Raw genomic sequence first — 19138 nt, 5'->3', positions numbered from 1 at the left:
TCAGCCCACAGTTTCCGGTCACGGAGACCCTGTGGATTGTGAACAACGTCCTAAGAGGCTTCCCGTAGCCTTCACATAGCTTGGTGGTTGCCAAACCAGAACTACGACAGACAGGAACGCTATGTCCTCTCTCATTCGCCAGCCCAACCCCGCCCTGCTGGCTCGCTCCGCGGCACTCTTTGCCGCGGCTGCGCTCGCTCTAACTGCGTGCAGCACTCCGGAGGCAGACACCTCCGCGGCGCCAACCACAGACACCAGCGTGACCGCAGAACAGACCACGGCCGCGCCTGAGGCGAGCGCTGAAACCACCGCCCCGGTCGGCGATGCCACCTCGATTCCGATCGGAACTGAGTTCACGGACGCAGAAACAGGTGATGTCGTCACCATCGTGTCCGCGGTGCGCGGCAACGCGACCGAGTACTACGAAGCCACGGACAACCCAAACGGCGAGATGATCTACCTCGAGGTGGCCGTGACCCCCGGGGAAGAGTTCGGTGGCACGATCAGCGCCGCAGACTTCTATCTTTTGAGCGGCGGTGAAGAAGTGAACTACGCTGCGAGCGCCAGCGATGAACTCGAAGCCGCCGGGTACACCTACTTCGACAGCGCATCACGCCGCGATGGAGCACACACGGGATTCATCCCCATCTACGTCTCCGAGACGGCCGCCACGCTCCCCGGTGCGTACATCCGACCTGAAGCAAAGATCCTCGGAGAGGACACCACTATCCCCGAGTTCCGCGGCGATTTCGAACTTCCCGCCGCATAACCAACTGTCGACCGAAACCAGGCGTCGAGGCTGATGCCGTCGCGCCCACCACTCAGGATATGAGCAGTGGGCGCGCCGGCACTCGACTCAACACCTACCACCCGCCGTACGGGTGCCGCTAGTTGTGTTGAAACCCTAGAGTTTCGCCCGTTGCGCATGGCGGGGGAGCGAGCGATACCCTCCTAGCGTCTGCCCAAGGCGTCCTTCACTCCCCACGGGGGGCGTCCTGCCCGCAGCATGGAGAGAGTGGCAGCCCGTTTGAGCCGGGCCAGATGCGTGGAGCCTCGTGCTGCGGGCGCGAGGCTCCCACCTACCTTCACCGCCGCCAGGGTTGTTGCGAAACCCATGGGTTTTGAGATGTCTCACGGTCGTTCCGCTGATGTGCGCAGTGGCTCTCTGCACGTGGAGCAGGTCGAACAACTCACGCCGACTAGGAGAGACCCTGGAACTCTCGAACTCTCTGGTCCGCGACGTCGAACTGCTGTTGTAGCTGCGCCATCGTGACAGCCAGCTGGCTCTCGCCGTCGACAAAGCCGACGTTGAAGGTCTCCCCTTCTTGCTCGCACCAGATGTCAGTGTCGTTATCCACAACGAGCGTGTCAACGTAGGCGGCGAGCTCGGGGTCCGACGCGTAAGGATGCCCCGGGGGATAGTCATAGTTGGCGCCTTGGTTCTCGAACACGTACCGGTTCCCCTCGACCCGAACGTCATCGAGGTTGAAGCGGTCGTTGAAGGTGCTGTCGAGGTAGAAGTAGTAGAGCGCGTCTCCACAAACACTGATTGCCTCGTCGCTGCCTACCTCAGGTGGAGCGGGTACATCCGGAGTCGCTGCTGCCTCCAGAGCGCTTGACGACCCACTGGGTGGCTCGCTCTCAACAGCTGAGGACCCTGAGATGCCTTCAGGCTCATCCATCGAGCCGGCTTGAGTGCAAGCCACCAGGGAACCAGTCAAGCCAAACAACACAAGGCCAGATGCGACCCTCAATTGGGAACTCATGGCCAACACTGTACGCACGGCAACGCCCACGTACGGACGAAGAGCGCAACGGACGTAGATGAAGTTGGCCAGCGTGAGCCACTCCCGGCGTTGGGGTGCATATCCCATGAGTTTTGAGAACTACCCTCAGGAGGGAGCTCGTCTAGATCCAGTGGGGCAACCAAGCAGGACGCCACCCACTGGCCGACGCGGTACGCGGGCATTTGCTGCTTTCGGTCATCGACATCTGGTGCGCACCTTCCTCGTCGTAGACACAGAGTTGTACGAGTCGTGCCATCGAGGCAAGGTAGGCGGGTGGCTCTTGCAGAGCACTCACATTCTGGCCGCGTGCTTCATCGGATAGGCCGGTCGAAACCCTGACATCGACTCTCACCGTGGTGGGTCCGTTCCTGAAATGGGACACGTGGTAGGCCGTGGCGCCGTTGAGTGAGGTGGCCAGATCGACCAACGCAGCCTCACGCCCGAATGGGTCCGACGCTGCTCGGAGAAACATGTTCCCGCCCCACAGGAACAAGAGGCAGAGCACCATGGCAGACGCTGCCGTGAACAGTCCTATACGGCAGCGGTTCACTCTGCTCTCTCGCTCGGCCGTAGTGTTCTCAGCCTGTTGCCCGCTCGGGCCGAGTCCTACGGGACCGCGGCTTGCCTCAGGCAGCGCGTGACCGTCCGTTCTCGCGTGTGGGTCCATGGCATCGAACGTACTGCGAACGGTGCAGTGTGCCGCTCTGGTCCTCGACTGATGGTCTAACGATCCGATGTACTCGCTAGAAGCTCGGTCACGAGAAGATCACGGGTTGTCGTCGCGCAACGCGATGACTGTCCCCGTGTCGCCTAGTTTCAATGTCCCGAAACCTATGAGGTGCATGGTCATTCGCGGAGAGTTTCACCGCGCGTGACTGTCGCGAGGAAAGACAGCTCGGCCCCCGCAGCTACCGCCCCAGCGACGCAGTCGCACGCATGCTTCAGCTAGTGGCTGAAGATGCGCAGACGCAGCTGAGCTCGATGGCGACCGGCGAGCTCACCTTGCGCGGAACAGAATCTAAAGTTGGCGCATGACGGAGGTGGCGTTGCTGGTTGCTCTGGGCCCCGGTCTTCTCCAACCCCAGGTGGTGGCCAGACAGATCCCCTCCCCTTCCTTCGCTATCCCTAGGGTGACTCGCCCCGGTGTGTCCGGAGAGCTGTTTGCTGGTGTCAGCCGGCTCTTTCAACCGGTTCGTTGCGAGCGTAGTCGAGTTGCTCGACCTCGAGGGGTGTGAGGTCGTCGATGGAGCCGTGGGTGCGTTCGGTGGTGAACCAGAGCACCCAGGATGCGGTCGCCGCCTCGACCTGATCGACGTCACGCCAGGGACCTTGGTGGTGGATGAGTTCGGACTTGTAGAGCCCGATCTGCGATTCCGCGAGAGAGTTGTCGTAGGCGTCGCCGACGGATCCGACGGACGGGTCGATGCCTTCGTCGACGAGCCGGTCGGTGAAGGCGATTGACGTGTAGACGCTGCCCGCGTCGGTGTGATGCGTGAGCCCCTCGAACCCGGTGATGCCTTCGCGGCGGCGGGTGAAGAGAGCCATGTCGAGGCAGTCGAGCACGAGCGGTGTGGTCATGCTCGTCGCGGCGCGCCAGCCGATGATGCGGCGGGAGTGCGCGTCGAAGACGAACGCGACGTAGACCCATCCAGACCACGTCCACACGTATGTGAAGTCCGCGACCCAGAGCTGGTTCGTGCGGAACCGGGCGAAGTGTCGGTCGACGAGGTCCGCGGGGCGGGTCTCGCGCGGATCCGTGTCGACGGGACGCTTCCGCTTCCCGCGGAGCACGCCGGCGATCCCAAGCTCACGCATGAGGCGCTCGAGCGTGCAGCGCGCGATGTCGTGACCGTCACCGCGGAGCCGCAACCAGAGCTTTCGGGCCCCGAGCACCTTGCGGTGCGCCTGCCACGCCGCCAGGATGATCGGCTTCCACCGCTCATCCGACACGGCCTGGGATGACGGTCCGCGCCCGCGGGCGTCGTAGTAGGTCGATGGGGCGATCTTCACGCCGTGCTGGGTGAGCACAGCGCAGATCGACTCGACACCCCATCGGAGCCCGCCCTCGGTGCGGTCCTTGTGTTCGTCGATGAAGGCGACTATCGCTTGTGTGGCCGGTCGAGTTCGGCCGCGAAGAAAGCTGAAGCCGCCTTCAAGATCTCGTTCGCCCGCCGCAGCTCGGCGTTCTCCCGCTTCAGGCGCTTGATCTCCACCGCCGCGTCAGTCGTCACACCGGGCCGGTCTCCCGCGTCGACCTGCTCCCGACGGATCCAGGTGCGAATCGTTTCCGGCGACCCGATGCCGAGCATCTGCGCGACCGCGGTCATCGCCTGATACTCGCTCGGATAATCGGCCCGCACCTCGACGACCATACGGACAGCGCGCTCACGAAGCTCGCGCGGATACTTACTGGGACGTCCCATAAGACAGATCCTTCCAAGGAATCCTGTCTCCGGACACACCGGGGCGAGTCAGGCACACCCAGCCCGCAATCCACGGTCTATGCGATAGGAGGCCTCAGCTCAATACCCATAGCGTCTAGGAGCATTCAAGCAATGGCGTCCGCACTCCTCGTCGTGCCGACACCCTTCGAGGGGTCAGCGCTACGCCAGTCGATGGACTTCGCGAGCAGGCCGGTGACGGCGATGAGCACCGCGACCGCGAGGGCGACAACACCAACAAGCGTCGACTCGGGTGCATCCGAGAGCCGGCCGAAGCCGACCCACGCGACGCCCCAGATGATCGCCGCCGAGACGGCCAGGTTCTTCCAGCGCCACACATAGAACGTCGCGAGACCGAGCACGGCGACGAGTGCCGCCACTGTGGAGACCTCGCCGAGCGTGCTCTCCGCAGCCACACCGGTCGAAACGATCGCGGCCCCGAGGTTCGCGAGCGTCGCGACCGATACCAACCGAGGTACAGGCCGAACGTGGTGTCGACGGCGAGGCGCTCGCCCCAGCTCTCAGCGGGATTCGCGGCGATGCGACTCACGAGCATGATGCACACCACAAGCAGCGCGACGATGACCCCGACGCTCACCCAGATCAGGCCGAACTGGGTGACCAGCAGCCACCCCGCGTTCAGGAGCATCGAGAGTGCAGCCAGCCAGCCCGTCGCGCGTGCCTTCGCTGAGGTCGTCTGCTTCGGCAGCCACTGCCAGATGACGTAGGCGAACAGGCCGATGTAGATGACCGACCAGATCGAGAATGCGGTGCCAGCGGGGGCGATGAGCGTCGCATCGGCGGCGAGGTTGCCGCTCGACGACTGATTGACCTCCGTGCCGCCAAAGAGTCCCACTCCGAAGAGGGTCCCGATGACGCAGAGGATTCCGGAAACGGTCACGAACAGGCGGCGAAGCAGATCGGGGGGCATACCAAAGAAGCTAAACGATCTAACTGAAGAGGGCGTGGGTGTTGACACGTCGGGGAGAGGACCTCGCGCAAGGTTTGTCGGTGGCATCGACCATGATGGTGAGGTGTCCGCACTTGCTTCAGCTCTCGCGTACCAGCGCCTCGTCACGAACGATGTCACGCTGCAACTCCTCCGCGCGAACACCGCACCTATCATCGCCGCCGTCCTCCGCACGCACCTCGGCAGCCCGGGCGCCCGCATCAAGGCGGAAGAGCTCTACGAACTCATCGACTCCGATCTGGAGGATCTGCGAGACCACTTCGACATGGGCGACCGAAACGGCAAGAGCTACTGCGCTGACTGGCGTGCCGCCGGTTATCTCATCCGCCGCCCCGACCCCGAGAGCCGTGGAGAGACCTTCGAGCTCTCCCCCGCCGCCTTCAACGCGCTGCGCATCCTCGAGCAGATCGAGCGACCCCGCTCCACGGCAACCGAGTCTCGACTCATGAGCCTCGCGGCCCAACTCCATCAGCTCGCCGTCGACACCGACCCGGACTCGACGAGACGCCTGGCGACGCTTCGACAAGAACGTGACTCATTGGACGACCAGATCGACCGCATTGAGCGGGGCGAGCACGTCACCCTCGACGCCAATCGCGCTGCAGAGCGCGTTCAGGACATCGTCCAACAAGCCGAGAACCTCCCTGCAGACTTCAGCCAGGTGCGCTCGAGGTTCGAGGAACTCAACCGACGTCTCCGCGCCGAGATCTTGGCCTCCGAAGATTCACGACGCCGTGTGCTCGACGACATCTTCCGCGGAGTCGACGTCATCGAGAGCTCCGACGAGGGACGCACCTTCACCGCGTTCTCCGACCTGGTCCTCGACCCGGAAAACAGTGCGACACTCGACGCCGACATCGCAGAGATACTCCGGCGAGACTTCACGGCCGACCTCGACGACCCGGCGCGTGCGCTCCTCAACACCCTCGTGCGCGACCTCAAGCGAGGAAGTCGAGACGTGCATGGAGTGCTGACGGACTTCGCTCGAGGGCTCCGTCGCTACGTCCGATCTCAAGAGTTTCAGCGCGACCGGATACTCCGCGCCTCCATCACGAAGGCGCTCTCGGCCGCGACGGAGGCGGCGCGTACCGTGAAGCCGTTCACTCCGACGTCGCACAGCGTCACGCTCACGAGTAGTCGGATCGGCAGCATCGGCGCGCTCGTGCTGCACAACCCGAGCGACTACGACATCGGCGATCCGCTGCAGGAATACGAGCCCGATCCGATCGATCTGGACCTGCTCCGACAGCTCGCCCGCGAAACAGAAGTCGACTTCGACGAACTCGAACGCAACATCGCGGCCGTCCTGAGGACCAGACAGGCTGCGACAGTGAGCGAGGTCCTCGACGCCTACCCTGCCTCGCAGGGAGTCGCGAGCGTCGTCGGGCTTCTCACACTCGCCGTGCGCGACGGTCGGGCCGACGCTGAGGCAACCGAGCGAGTCACGTGGACAAGCGCAGACGGCCACAGCCGACAAGCCACCGTCGTGACCCACACCTTCACAGCCCCTCGGGATGGAGCCTCCAGATGACAGCGCAAGTCGAGCCGACCCCGGTTGAGGAAACGGTAAGCTCCCATCCTTCGACCGGTTCACTCTGGCGGGGAGACACGGGCACCCTGTCAGAGGGATCTCGTCGTGCCCTACTCGAGGTGCTCAAAGGCCCCTACCTGTCGGGGTCACAGCAACCGAAGATCTGGGCCTCTCTCGTCGCGGACGAGACAAGCGTCCGCTCACGCCTGCACGACCTCTTTCTGGAACTCGTGATCGACCGCACTGACGAGTTCGCCTTCGTCCGCAAGATCGAGACGCAAGAGATCGACGCACCAAGCGCCCTCCGGAGCGAGCGACTCGCGTTCATCGACACCACGATGCTCCTCGTCCTGCGACAGCTGCTGCTCGCCGGCCAAGGCGAACGCCGGGTGATCATCGACAAGGATGAGGTCTTCGAGCGGCTCGACATCTACCGAGGCGACAGCGACGAATCCACATTCGCGCGCAACCTGAACGCCGCTTGGGGTCGCATGCAGAACAAGCTGCGAATTCTGCATCCGGCCGGCGACGACCGCTACGAGATCTCACCCGTCGTGAAGTTCCTCGTCGATGAGGACGAGGTCGCGGCCCTCACTGCAGAGTTCCAGCGTCTCGGAAGCACTTCCGAAAGCGCCGCGTCAGCCCCGGCGACGATCACCGACAGGAGCCCAGCGTGACACAGCTCGACCTCACCATCGAACCCCCCGAGCATGACAAGATCATCGCGCCAGGGCAGTGGCGCCTCGCCGAGGTTCAGGTCGCAAACTGGGGAACCTTCGACCAACAGATCTACCGCGTACCCATCTCCCGAAAAGGGCACCTCGTCACCGGGGCATCCGGCTCCGGCAAGTCGTCGCTACTCGACGCGATCGCCACCGTCATCACCCCAGACAAATGGCTGCGATTCAACCAGGCAGCCCAAGGCAGCAGCCGCAGCACCGACCAGCGCAGCATCGTCAGCTATATCCGCGGCGCCTGGTCACGCACCGCCGATGACGAGCTCGACCGAGTCGTGAGCGCTTTCCTCCGCCCCGCAACGACCTGGTCGGGCATCGTCCTGCGGTACGACAACGGCACCGGAGAGTCCGTCACGCTGGCTCGCCTCTTCTTCCTCCGCGGCAGCAGCGTCTCCAAATCGGACCTCGCCGACGCGTGCATCATTGAGCGCGGCCCACTCGACCTCAGTGAACTCGAGCGCCACGTGCCTCGCGGCATCGACGTTCGCGGCATCAAGTCGCAGTGGCCGGATGCACTCGTCACCTCGAATTGGTCGCACAAAACGTTCTACGCTCGCATGCGTAAACTCCTCGGCATCCGCGACGAGAATGCCCTCCAGCTCCTGCACAAAACCCAGTCGGCGAAGAGCCTCTCCAGCCTCGACCAGCTGTTCCGCGACCATATGCTCGAGATGCCCGGAACCTTTGCTCAAGCCGACAACGCCGTCGAGCAGTTCGGAGAGCTCAAGGACACCCACCAGCACGTCGTCGACCTCCGCCGACAGCGCGACCACCTGGCGAAGCTCGCCGAGCACACGGGCACGTACGACGACGCGATCGCTATCGCGGCCGAGCGCGCAGAACTTGCCGAGAGCGTCATCCCGTATCAAAAAGGCGAAGGCCTGCGACTCGCGGAAGCAGAGACACGCGCCCTCGAAGCACGCACATCGACCCTCGCGGATGCCCTCACCGAGGCGGACTCGCGGCACCGTGCAAGCGATGAATCCCTCAGCATCGCGCAGCAACGTGTCGACCGATCCGGTGGCGGAAGCGCGGCAGAACTGAGGCGACACGTCGACGCCGCCCGCCTTGGAATCGCCTCTTCCGAGCAACGCGTCGCCCAGTTCACCGCTCAGCTGAAGATGGCCGGCATCGACGACCTGCCCCGATCAGCACGTGAATTCGCGGAGCTCACCTCGAGCATCACACAGGAGCTCGAATCGCTTCACACCACACCGCCCAGCCTGCACGCCGCGCATGCCGCGCACGCGGAGGCCAAAGCCGAAGGCGAACGAATCGATCGAGAGCTCGCAGCGGTTCGAGCGTCCGCGACGGCCGTTCCAGCTCGCCTGATCAACATTCGAGACCGCATCGCGCAGGAGCTCTCGATTCCGCTCCGAACGCTGCCGTTCGCCGCTGAGCTCATCCAGGTTCGCCGAGAATACGCTTCCTGGACGGGAGCCATCGAGCGCGTGCTGCGTCCGTTCGCCCTCACCCTGCTCGTCCGGGATGAGCACCTGCGCGAGGTTCGTGGCTGGGTCGACGAGCATCACCTCGGTCAACGACTCGTGTACGAAGCCGTCTCGTCATCCGTCGAATCACCGAAAGCCTCGTCGAACGACCGTTCCCTCGTGAATCGGGTAGAGGTGCGGAGCGGCACATTCCAGGCCTGGGTGGCGCGCGAGCTTTCGACGCGCTACGACTACACCTGCGTCGAGACCACCGACGAGTTCGACCGCTACACGCGCGCAGTCTCGATCAATGGGCAGATCAAGACCTCAAAGACACGCTACGTGAAGGACGACAGCAGCGCGTTGAATCAGCGCCAGAACTGGGTGCTCGGCGACAGCGAGACGAAGCTCGAGGCGCTTCTCGAGGCCAAGAAGCTCGCGGACCCAGAACTCGCTCAAGCCGCGCAGAAACTCGATTCCCTACTGACCGAGGCGCGAGCACACGACGAGCGCCGAGGTGCCATGCGCGCTGTCGTCTTGCAGTCCTGGAACGACCTTGACGTCGGCGCGGCACGGCTACGTGCCACCGAACTCGCGGCCCAACTCGACGAGCTCACTCGTGAGAACGCCGATTTGCAAGTTGCGTTGCGGGCCGTCGAGACCGCACGCACCCAGAGGGATCTCACCGACGCGGCAAGGCGCGAAGCAAGAGCCGCCGTCGACCTGGCGGAACGCGAACTCCGAGACGTTCGCGGTGCCGCCTCCGAGCTGCGCGCCGAACTCGCGTCCGGGAAACTCGTGACGCCGAGCGAGGAGCTGCGAGCCAGCCTCGAAACACGATTCAGAGCAGTGCAGAGGAAGATCTCCCGCTCCAACATCGCGGAGGTCGGTACGACCGTCATGGTGCGACTCAACCAAGAGCGATCCGCCGCCGAGCGCGGCGCTAGGGAATCAGCGAACAGCATCGTGCAGTCCGCCACCTCATTCAAGGAAAGGTGGCCTGCAGCCGCCGCAGATCTTGGCGCGAATATCGACGACCGAGGGGGCTACCTGAGCTTGCACGACAGCATCGTCGCGCACGGGCTGCCCGACCATGAGCACAACTTCCTGCGGCTCCTCCGCGAGAGATCACGGGAGCTCATCGGCTTCCTGCTCGACGAGATTCGAGGAGCACCACGGCAGGTCGAGGAGCGCATCCGCGAAGTCAACGTCTCCCTGCGCGCGTCGGCATTCGACGCCGGCACGCACCTGCAGATCAAGGTCAAGACCCGCCGAAGTGAGACAGTGCTGCGCTTCCTCGACGACCTGCGCGCAGTAGCCGGAGGGAAGTGGATCGACGACTCGCTCACGGCAGCCGAAGCGCGCTTCTCCGTCCTAGCCGAGCTGATGAGAAAGTTCGCATCAAGCGAGCACGCCGACCGAGTGTGGAGGACAGAATGCCTCGACACAAGACGACACGTGACGTTCCTCGCCGAGGAGCGAAACGCAGAAGACGTCACCATCGCCACCTACGATTCGGGCGGCGCCATGTCGGGAGGTCAACAGCAAAAGCTTGTCTTCTTCTGCCTCGCAGCTGCCCTGCGCTACCAGCTCGCTCGGTCAGGGAACGATCTCCCTACCTACGGCACCGTCGTGCTCGACGAAGCTTTCGATAAGGCGGACACCACCTACACCCGCATCGCGATGGACGTCTTCTTCGAGTTCGGTTTCCACATGGTCCTCGCGACGCCTCACAAGCTCCTCCAGACAATCGAGCGGTACATCACGGGCATCACCTCGGTCGCCAACCCGACACGTCGGCAGTCAGAGCTCACCGAGCTTGAGTGGACTGAAGAGCCATGATCACCGTCAAGGACGCGCGCCAACGAGCGAAGGATGCACTCTCGAAGCGGATGGCCTCGCTCGCCGCGTCCACGGCCGAAGCTGAGGCGTATGAGTTTCGCCTTGCGCTCAAGGTGCCGACCGAACGAGCCGTGCTCGACGACATCGAATACGCAGAAACCTGGGCTCGGGACTGGGCTCACGTCGCTCCGACGCTGCCCCGCAACGCCACACTCGCCTGGGCAGATCGTCGCTGGTCCCGAGTTGGCCAACAACGCATCCCAACCGTTCTCGAACTCCACGGCGCTGAGGAGGTCGCGAGGTTCGTCGGCGGCCAGACAAAGCACGATTGGCTGACACTGCAGGAACGGTGCAGCGCACTGCTTCGGCTTGCGCAAGAACAATCGGGCAGCGCCACTGACGACGGGCAAGTTCGTGCGGCACTCAAGCGACACAGCAGCTACCTCATGCAGGCGAGCGACGGCGACTTCGCAACCCTCCTGCAAGTGTGCGACTGGCTCGTCATCAATCCCGACAGCGGGCTCCGTCCACGGCAGCTCCCGATTCGTGGGGTCGACACGAAATGGCTCGGAACACATCGTGGGATCGTCACCAGCTTCGTCACCGCCTGCACGGCTCGCCCCGGCCTTGGCCTCACGGAATCGACCCACACGATCCGGATGCGCATCCTCGACCCCGAACTTCACCCCAGCGGTCCGCTCGATTTTGCCGCCACAGAGGGAACGATCCAGGCGCTCGGCCTGAAGCCGCAAGTTGTGTTCGTCTTCGAAAACCTCGAGAGCGTGCTCGCCATGCCGACCTGGCAAGGCGCCGTGGTGCTCCACGGATCCGGATATGCAGTCGACTCGGTCGCTCGTATCTCCTGGATCCACAACGCACCCCTCGTGTACTGGGGTGACCTCGACGAGGCAGGCTTCGGCATCCTCAACAGACTGCGCAGTCACGCAAGCGAAGTGCACACCGTACTCATGGACGAGGAGACTCTTATCGGCCACCGCGACCTCTGGGGATCAGATTCTTCTGCCCGGGGCTCACGTTTCCCTCGCATCACGACCAGCGAGGGCACAGCGCTTCAGCGCCTCCGCGACGAGGGCAACGTCCGACTGGAGCAGGAACGCATTCCCTGGGCGACAGCTCTGCTCGCATTGCAACAGAAGGCGCGTGCGGTTCGCAGTCAGCAGGTCAGCTGAGGGCCGCAATTCTCTTCATTCCCAGCACGTTCGCCACACGAAGAACGGACTCAAACGCAACGCCCGCTGTCAGCGCCCTCTCACCGCTTTCTTGCTCGTGATCAGAATCGAAATTTTCATGCGAAAGTGGCCCGGCCCCGCACAGCTGGGATCGGGCCAATCGAGCTTGTTGAAGTCGCGCTACAGCTCAACCTTGCCACTGTCGCCCTCGATCGGCTCGCCAGACACCTTCGACTTGATGAAGCTGAAGACGGTCGCGACGCGACCACCGGGGTGTCCCAGTACTCGCCTCCGCTCGCCGTGAACTTCAGCACGCCGACATTCGGGTCCTCGGGCCCGTCCGGGAACCACGCCTCAGCCGCCGGGTTCCACAGCTCGCCGTCGAACTCCGCCTCCTGGATCGTGAGGGGATGCGCGACCAGCGACCCGGAACCCTCGATGGTCGTGAGCATGCCGAAGCGGAACTCCTTCACGAGCTTCGCGATCTTCGCGACCTCGTCGGCGTGGGACGCGTTCGAGTGCGTGCCGTGGCCGTCGTGGGTGGTGTGGTCAGTCATGTGTTGCTCCTGGGGGTAGGATCCTGCGCGCTGAGGCGCCCAACAACGGGCGCTCCCGTATCCGGGACTCCGCGAACGTACGCACGGCGCATCCGCAACGCCCTCGTGTCGCCCGGGCGCCCACCGTGCACTCCCCGCGCGCCACCTGGGAGGATCGCCCAGGCTGACAGCTCGTGCCCGATGACTGCGTCGGCCTGGACTACCGGCGTGCCCCGTAGCCGACCATCTCGCGGAGCCAAGCAACGCCCCGCACATTCGCCCCAACCTCGGTAACTCGTTCGCCGAGTTCTCGGTCGCTCGTGACGACGGTTACCGACTCCCCCAGTGTCAGGCGGCGGCGAGCCTCATCGACGATTGCGTCGTCACCGGAGGCAGCGGCCCTGACCACGCTGACGGAGGCGTGCGCCGCCGATTCGCTGGCCACCGGGCCGCGGGCATCTCGGGCGGCGCCCTCGACGACCACAGCGAACTCGGGGAACCAGCGGTCCCCGGCGAGGCCGAGTTCATCCGCACAAATACCCCCACCGGTCGCACTCCACGAGGAGTTCGAAGGGGCACCCAGAGAGGAGTTGAAGCTCGAGACGCTGGATGCGGCGTCCGAGGACCCTGCCGACGCGAAGTTGTTCACCCTCGCCAGCAGCCGCTCGGCAGCCCCGACGCGGTCGCGCCACCAGCCGTCCGGCACCGAGCCGACGACGTTCGCGGCGTCGACGATGATCGTGGGCCTCACCGCGAGCACCGAACGCAGCCCGGGCCAGCTCGCCGCGAAGCCGTGGTGCAGGGGAAGCGCGTCGACGTCGTCGATGGGCACCCACCGCAGCTCGAGGCTCTCGGCGTCGGCGATGACGGGGTCGAACGGGTCCGTCACGCGGGCCACCAGGGTCGTGTACCGCCAGAAGCCGAGTTCGAGCACACTCGTGAACAAGGGGGCAACGGCGTCGGCGGGCACGCCTGCCTCCTCGGCCGCCTCGCGCAGCGCGCCGACGGCTGGCAGCTCACCTTCGTGCAGCGCCCCGCCCGGAATGCCCCAGGTTCCCCCGTGGTGGCTCCACTCGGCGCGGTGTTGCAGGAGGATGCCGCGCTGCGGGTCGACGGCAACAAGTCCTGCGGCCCCGAACCGGCCCCAGTAGCGCTGCCCGGTCTCCGAGTACACCCAGGCGTCCCCCGGATCGCGCGGCCCATGCAGGCGTCGAGACACCTGGCTGCTCGCGGGGGAAGTCGTCACCCCGCCAGCTTCACACGACGGAGGCACCCTGCCAAGGGCCCTGGCCCATGGACGTAACAGATCGAGGGGTTCCCTTCTGGCGGTACCGGGCCGACTCTGCAGGCACCCGGCCTGTGGATGCGCGCCCCTCCACAGGCCCGAAACGTCCGCGCTCCTGCCCCGCTCACCGCGCGCAGACTCATCGCATGACAGCGACACCAGCTCCGATGACCCAGCCCATCTCCACCGACACCGAGGTCCTGCGCCACGTGACCGGCCTCGTCGGCCAGGCATACCGACGCCAGCTCTGGCTCATGTTCCTCGACTCGGACGACTACCCCCTCTCGGTGCTCATGCCGATCGAGGCGTACCCGCACCGACCCACCTACCCGCAGCTCGAGAAGATCGCGGGTGCGATCGCCGACATCATGGAGGATGTCGAGGCGGCGAGCGTCATCCTCACGTGGGAGCGGCCGGGTCCTGGCGATTCGACGCCGGACGAGCGGCTGTGGGCGGCGGCCCTCGGCATCGCGTGCGAGGTCAGGGAGCTCTCCGTGCGGGCACAGCTCCTCGCATCCCGAGAGGGCGTGCGCCTCTTTGAGAAAGCCGAGTACTTCGCCGTAGCGGCGTGATGCACGACCCTGGAGGATCGGCCTAGAGAGCGTGCCTGACGCCCCGGCTGTCAGTCGGAGGTCAGCACGACAAGTTGCTGCGTCGCCCTCGTCATGGCGACGTAGCGGTCGACCGCCCCCTCGATGCCGGTTCCGAAGTCTTCCGGATCGATGAGCACGACCAGGTCGAACTCGAGGCCCTTGGCCGTCTCTGGCGTGAGCGAGCGCACACGGCCCCGGTTGTCGAAGCTGGCCTGTGCGTCGCTCCCTACCGCGGTGATGACACACGCGATTCCCTCGAGGTTCTCGTCGAGCCAGGTGTCCAGCACCCCCTGGAGTTCGGCGATACCGCCGTACACAACTGGCAGGCCGCTGCTGCGCACCGACACGGGCACGTTGGCGTCCGGAAGCGCCTCGAGGATGACGGGCGCCGCCTCGACCATGACCTCCTCCGGGGTGCGGTAGTTGATCGTGAGCTGCGCCACCTCGACCTTCGGCAGGCCGATACGGCGCAGCCGCTCCTCCCACGTCTCACGGAACCCGTGGCGCGCCTGCGCCCGGTCGCCGACGATCGTGAAGCTTCGCGACGGGCACCTCACGAGCAGCATCGCCCACTCGGCGTCCGTGAGCTCCTGGGCCTCGTCGATCACGACGTGCGCGAAGGGTCCCGCCAGCTCGTCGGAGTCGACGGGCGGCAGGGAATCCTCGTCGATGAGCGATCGCTGCGCGTCCTCGACCCGAAGCATCGTGACGACCCCCTCACCGTCGTCGTCACCCTCGATCAGGTTGTCGACCACGTGCGACATGTTCTCCTGCTGAGACGCCAGCGCCTCAGCCCGTCGCGCCCGCTGCCTGAACTCGTTCGGGTCACCCGTGAGTCGCCTCGCGGCGTCGATGAGCGGCAGGTCCGAGGTGGTCCAGGCGCGTGCATCCGCCCGCTGCAGCTGCCGCACCTCGCCCGCGCTCAGATCGGGGGCGCACCACTGCAGGTACGCCGGCACCGACCACAGGTCGGCGATCACCGACGCGGGGTCAAGCAGCGGCCAGGCCTTCGCGAACGCCAACCGCAGCCGCTCGTCTCGCAGCAGCGACGCGCGCACCGTGGACTCGGCGACCTCCGGCGAACGCTTGTCGACCAGCAGCCGCAGCACCTCCTCCCACACCTGCTCCCGCGCCTCGTTGTGCGTCAGCCCGGGCTCGTACGCCACAAACGCCTCGGCCCAGTCGGCCGCATCGAGAGTCAGCTCCTGCGAGTCGGTGGTCGTCACCGTGAACGGAGCCCGCGGCGGACGCTGGTGGTACCGCACCGCCTTCCCAACGGCGCGCACCAGGTCAAGCGACGACTTCAAGCGGGCGACGGATGCGTCGGACTCGTCACGCGCCTTGGCCCCCTCCGGCAGCAGGTCACGCAGCGTGCACAGGTGCACACTGTCCTCCCCGAGGCTCGGCAGCACGTTCGCCACGTAGTTCAGGTACGGGCGGCTCGGGCCCACGAACAGGACCCCGCCGCGCCCCTGCTTGAAGCGCGGGTCCGAGTACAGCAGGAACGCCGTGCGGTGCAGTGCGACCACGGTCTTCCCGGTGCCCGGGCCTCCATCCACGACAAGCGCCCCGCGCGAACCCGCCCGGATGATCGCGTCCTGGTCTGCCTGGATCGTGCCGAGCACATCCCGCATCTCCCCAGAACGCGCCGTGCCGAGGCTTGCGATGAACGACGACTGGTCATCGAGCGCCACCCGGCCTGCCATGTCGCCAGGCACGAACACCTCGTCCCAGTAGTCGACGACCCGCTCGACGTTCCAGCGGTAGCGGCGCCGACTCGCGAGGCCATGCGGATTCGCGTGCGTCGCCGCGAAGAACGGCTCGGCCGCCGGCACCCGCCAGTCGATCAGCAGACGACGCCCGTCCTCGTCGGCGAGCCCGAACCGGCCCACGTACACGTCAGGCGAGCCGTCCGCCGGCGTCATACGACCGAGGCAGGCATCAACCCCGAACCGCTCGAGCCCACGCAGCTGCCGCGAGAGGCGGTGGATATCCGTATCCCGGTCGAGCGCCTGCTGTCCGGCCCCACCGTCCGTCAGGCGCAACTCGTCGAGCCGCGACGCAAGCTCACGCTTCTGGCGCGACAGCGCGTCGGCGATCGCCGCGAACTGGTGGGCGTCCTCCCCCACAAGAGCGGGGTCCGACTTGAACGACAGATGCGGCGGCAGGGCAAAGACTTCAGCAGGAGGTGTCACGATCGCTCATTCTGGTCCCTCGACGGGGTCTTGCGGCAAGCCCCCTGGTGATCTATACCTTGAAAGAGGCAGGCAACCCCGAACGGCCGCGCGAATCGGGCCCTTGGATCGGCCCCTCCACCTGGCCCTCGCCCCTGCCCCATGACGCGGGCACGCCCTCGTGTCATCTGATGCCCACGCTCGTTTTCCCGGGCATGTCAGGCCGCGACCATGGCCGCCACTCGAGCGCGACGGCGATCCCAACTGCGACCGCCACCCCGATCACCGTCTCCACGCCACGCTCCAGCAGCAGCTGCGCAGCCGAGACATCACCGGCGAGGCGCCCCATGACAAGCACAAGCGGCGTCAGGAACAGCAGCCCGATCGTGTAGTTGCGCACGATGAACAGCTCGACGCCACCCTGCAGGGCGATCACGAGCAACACCACAGCAAGCCCACTCGGTTCGAACGCGAGCAGCACCGCCGCAACCCCGAGGCCGAGCACCGTGCCAACAAGTCGGTGCGTCGCCCTCAGCACCCGGTGGAACCCCGTCGCCGCAGAGAGCCCCGCAATCGCCGACACCATCGCCCAGTACGGATGTCCGATGCCGATCAGCAGCGGAATCGCGCCAGCGATCAGCGTGCCGACCGCAAACATCACCCCACGACCCAGCGCCGACGAACGCACCGGCCGGACCGACCTGATGGAGCCCGTCACGGGCGCAACGCCGGGCGCATCCGCCGCCTTCCTCCCCACCTTGCGGGATCGCGACCTGTCCGCGAGCGCCCCGACCGCGCCGAACGCGAGCCCGAGCAGCAGCGACCAGACGGCGGTGAGCACGGCGACGCAGATCCCGGAGACCAGCGTCTTGCCATCCACCGCGAGAGCCGCGATGCCGGCGAGGGCGAAGATCTGGAACATCGGCCCGGGAGGGGCCCAGCGCACCCGGTCGCCGAGGAGTGACATAAGGAATGCCCACGCGGCGGCGGCGGGGAGCACAAGCCAGGCACGATCGGGCGACAAAGCGATGAGCGCGCCCACGCCGACGGAGGCGAGCAGCGAGGCGGCCGCGATCGACTGCAGGCAGAGCCGACCGAAGGCGCCAAGCCCGCGGCCGTAGACGCTCGTGAACGCGCCGAAGACGGCGAAGATCGCGAGCCCCATGGAGTCGGTCGCCCACAGCAGAACGAGCGGGACCCCAATGGCAAGCGCCACCCTGAGCGCCACCCAGTGGTCCCGCCGGTACGGGCCCATCATCGTGAGGTCGCGCCAACCGGGGATCATCTGGGGACGGGAAGCAGGCATTACTCCATTGTCTCGCGCGCGTCGGGCACTTCTCCCCCAACCGACCCCGGCCACGTCGGTGAACTTAAGATAGGCTCTCCTTACTCGAAGCCGAGTCGTGCTGACTGTTCAGCACGACCCGCAGGTTTGGCCCGTCCGCCCCCGAAGCGCCCGTGCGGCCCTGCAACGGCTTTACATCCGTGCCCGAAAACACCACCTGTGCGCGAAACACAGCCCATCCCCACACTGAGGATCCGCCATGCCCAAAACGCTCACCACCCCCACCCGGCGCACCGCCGCCCGCATCCAGGGCGCCGGCCTGCTCGCCGTCTCGGCGCTCCTGCTCGCCGGATGCGCCCCCGCGGACTCTGCCCCCGCAGCCGACGCGGAAGCGACGACCGCAGCATCCGGAACCGTGACGATCACCGACAACCACGGCGAGATCGAGGTTCCCGTGAACCCCGAGCGCGTCGTCGCGCTCGACAACACCACGTTCCAGACGCTCAGCGACTGGGGCGTCGAGGTCGTCGCGGCCCCCAAGCCGCTCATGGAGAGCGTCTGGCCGGACCTCGCCGGCGGCGAAGAGGTGCTCGACGTCGGGCTCCACCGTGAGCCGAACCTCGAGGCAGTTATCGAAGCCGAGCCCGACCTCATCATCGGCGGCTACCGCTTCCAGGATTACTACGAAGACCTCAAGGCGATCCAGCCGACCACCATCGAGATCAACGCCCGCGACGGTGAAGAGGCCACAAGCGAGCTGAAGCGCCAGGTCGAGATCCTCGGCCAGATCTTCGACAAGGAAGAAGAGGCTGCCGAGACGATCGCCGCCTTCGACACCGCCATCGCCGACGCCAAGAGCGCCTACAACGGCACCGACACGGTGGTCGGCCTCATCACGTCCGGCGGCGAGATCGCCTACGCCGCACCCGGCGAGGGCCGCGGCGTCGGTCAGCTCTTCCCCACGATCGGCCTCACCCCGGCCATCGACCAGGCCGCTGAGGACGCCTCCCACGGCGACGACATCAGCGTCGAAGCCATCGCCCAGGCCAACCCAGAGTGGATGATCGTGCTCGACCGCGACGCAGGCACCGGCGAAGAGGGCGCAACGGCAGCCGCCGACCTCATCGCGGGCGCTGAGGCTCTCCAGAACGTGCCAGCCGTGCAGAAGAACCAGATCGTCTACCTCGACCCGTCGTTCTACCTCGACGAGGGCATCCAGGCCTACACCGGCCTGTACGCCGACGTCGCGGCCGCCTTCGCTGGCGCAAACAGCTAGGCAGCGCACCCACTTCGTGCCCCGCTGCCCGGAAGGCGCCCCCACGTCGTCCGGGCAGCGG

General features: G+C 65.8%; 15 protein-coding genes. 8 read left to right on the top strand and 7 right to left on the bottom strand.

Annotation, left to right across the window (positions count from 1 at the left end; genetic code table 11):
* Positions 1-259: 259 nt before the first annotated feature.
* The gene (locus FHX72_RS01925) at positions 260-769 is read left to right on the top strand and encodes a hypothetical protein (RefSeq protein ID WP_338110012.1); all 510 of its coding nucleotides are present in this window, start codon (positions 260-262) and stop codon (positions 767-769) included.
* 430 nt (positions 770-1199) lie between these two features.
* Here FHX72_RS01925 and FHX72_RS01920 read toward each other — a convergent pair whose 3' ends face one another.
* The 3 genes from FHX72_RS01920 to FHX72_RS18730 form a co-directional block, all read right to left on the bottom strand.
* On the bottom strand, positions 1200-1682 hold the full coding sequence (locus FHX72_RS01920) for a hypothetical protein (RefSeq protein ID WP_183622703.1): 483 nt from the start codon (positions 1680-1682) through the stop codon (positions 1200-1202).
* Between the two features lie 1275 nt (positions 1683-2957).
* Positions 2958-4210 (bottom strand): IS3 family transposase gene (locus FHX72_RS01915; RefSeq protein ID WP_183622701.1). Its coding sequence is split into 2 segments (ribosomal slippage): positions 2958-3928 and positions 3928-4210, totalling 1254 coding nucleotides; the frame shifts between segments, so codons are not numbered across the junction.
* Between the two features lie 125 nt (positions 4211-4335).
* Positions 4336-4698 carry a hypothetical protein gene (locus FHX72_RS18730; protein WP_183622699.1) on the bottom strand — a complete coding sequence of 121 codons (363 nt, stop codon included), beginning with the start codon at positions 4696-4698 and terminating at the stop codon, positions 4336-4338.
* An 84-nt stretch (positions 4699-4782) separates the two neighbouring features.
* Here FHX72_RS18730 and FHX72_RS19855 point away from each other — a divergent pair, with 84 nt between their 5' ends.
* The 5 genes from FHX72_RS19855 to FHX72_RS01885 all read left to right on the top strand — a co-directional run bounded on the left by FHX72_RS19855 (position 4783) and on the right by FHX72_RS01885 (position 11928).
* A complete protein-coding gene (locus FHX72_RS19855; RefSeq protein WP_183622697.1) occupies positions 4783-4956 on the top strand; it encodes a hypothetical protein in 174 nt (57 codons plus the stop codon).
* A 306-nt stretch (positions 4957-5262) separates the two neighbouring features.
* Positions 5263-6729 (top strand): DUF3375 family protein, encoded by a 1467-nt coding sequence (locus FHX72_RS01900; protein WP_183622695.1) that lies wholly within the window; start codon positions 5263-5265, stop codon positions 6727-6729.
* Positions 6726-7406, top strand: a complete 681-nt coding sequence (locus FHX72_RS01895) for a DUF4194 domain-containing protein (RefSeq protein WP_183622693.1) — start codon at positions 6726-6728, stop codon at positions 7404-7406. The genes FHX72_RS01900 and FHX72_RS01895 overlap by 4 nt, the downstream gene beginning before the upstream one ends.
* Positions 7403-10738 carry an SbcC/MukB-like Walker B domain-containing protein gene (locus tag FHX72_RS19565; protein WP_183622691.1) on the top strand — a complete coding sequence of 1112 codons (3336 nt, stop codon included), beginning with the start codon at positions 7403-7405 and terminating at the stop codon, positions 10736-10738. The genes FHX72_RS01895 and FHX72_RS19565 overlap by 4 nt, the downstream gene beginning before the upstream one ends.
* The gene (locus FHX72_RS01885) at positions 10735-11928 is read left to right on the top strand and encodes a Wadjet anti-phage system protein JetD domain-containing protein (RefSeq protein WP_183622689.1); all 1194 of its coding nucleotides are present in this window, start codon (positions 10735-10737) and stop codon (positions 11926-11928) included. Before FHX72_RS19565 ends, FHX72_RS01885 begins: the two co-directional genes overlap by 4 nt.
* Positions 11929-12044: 116 nt before the next feature.
* Here FHX72_RS01885 and FHX72_RS01880 read toward each other — a convergent pair whose 3' ends face one another.
* Positions 12045-12485: a pyridoxamine 5'-phosphate oxidase family protein gene (locus FHX72_RS01880; RefSeq protein ID WP_244963958.1), complete on the bottom strand. Its 441-nt coding sequence runs from the start codon at positions 12483-12485 to the stop codon at positions 12045-12047.
* Between the two features lie 199 nt (positions 12486-12684).
* The gene (locus FHX72_RS01875; RefSeq protein WP_338110011.1) at positions 12685-13710 is read right to left on the bottom strand and encodes an NUDIX domain-containing protein; all 1026 of its coding nucleotides are present in this window, start codon (positions 13708-13710) and stop codon (positions 12685-12687) included.
* 185 nt (positions 13711-13895) lie between these two features.
* Here FHX72_RS01875 and FHX72_RS01870 point away from each other — a divergent pair, with 185 nt between their 5' ends.
* Positions 13896-14321, top strand: a complete 426-nt coding sequence (locus tag FHX72_RS01870; RefSeq protein WP_167349032.1) for a hypothetical protein — start codon at positions 13896-13898, stop codon at positions 14319-14321.
* A gap of 50 nt (positions 14322-14371) precedes the next feature.
* Here the strand turns inward: FHX72_RS01870 and helR are convergent, their stop codons facing one another.
* Together helR and FHX72_RS01860 are read right to left on the bottom strand one after the other, a co-directional pair.
* Positions 14372-16537, bottom strand: a complete 2166-nt coding sequence (helR, locus tag FHX72_RS01865; RefSeq protein WP_338110010.1) for an RNA polymerase recycling motor ATPase HelR — start codon at positions 16535-16537, stop codon at positions 14372-14374.
* 163 nt (positions 16538-16700) lie between these two features.
* Complete coding sequence (locus FHX72_RS01860; RefSeq protein WP_183622685.1) at positions 16701-17822, bottom strand: FUSC family protein; 1122 nt, start codon at positions 17820-17822, stop codon at positions 16701-16703.
* 238 nt (positions 17823-18060) lie between these two features.
* On the opposite strand from FHX72_RS01860, the gene FHX72_RS01855 reads away from it, so the two are divergent.
* Positions 18061-19077 (top strand): siderophore ABC transporter substrate-binding protein, encoded by a 1017-nt coding sequence (locus tag FHX72_RS01855; RefSeq protein WP_183622683.1) that lies wholly within the window; start codon positions 18061-18063, stop codon positions 19075-19077.
* Positions 19078-19138 lie beyond the last annotated feature (61 nt).

The organism is Pseudoclavibacter helvolus (assembly GCF_014191305.1).
Classification (GTDB): Bacteria; Actinomycetota; Actinomycetes; order Actinomycetales; family Microbacteriaceae; genus Pseudoclavibacter; species Pseudoclavibacter helvolus.
Note: the sequence above shows the minus strand (reverse complement) of the source record. Positions and strands in the feature narration are given on the sequence as shown.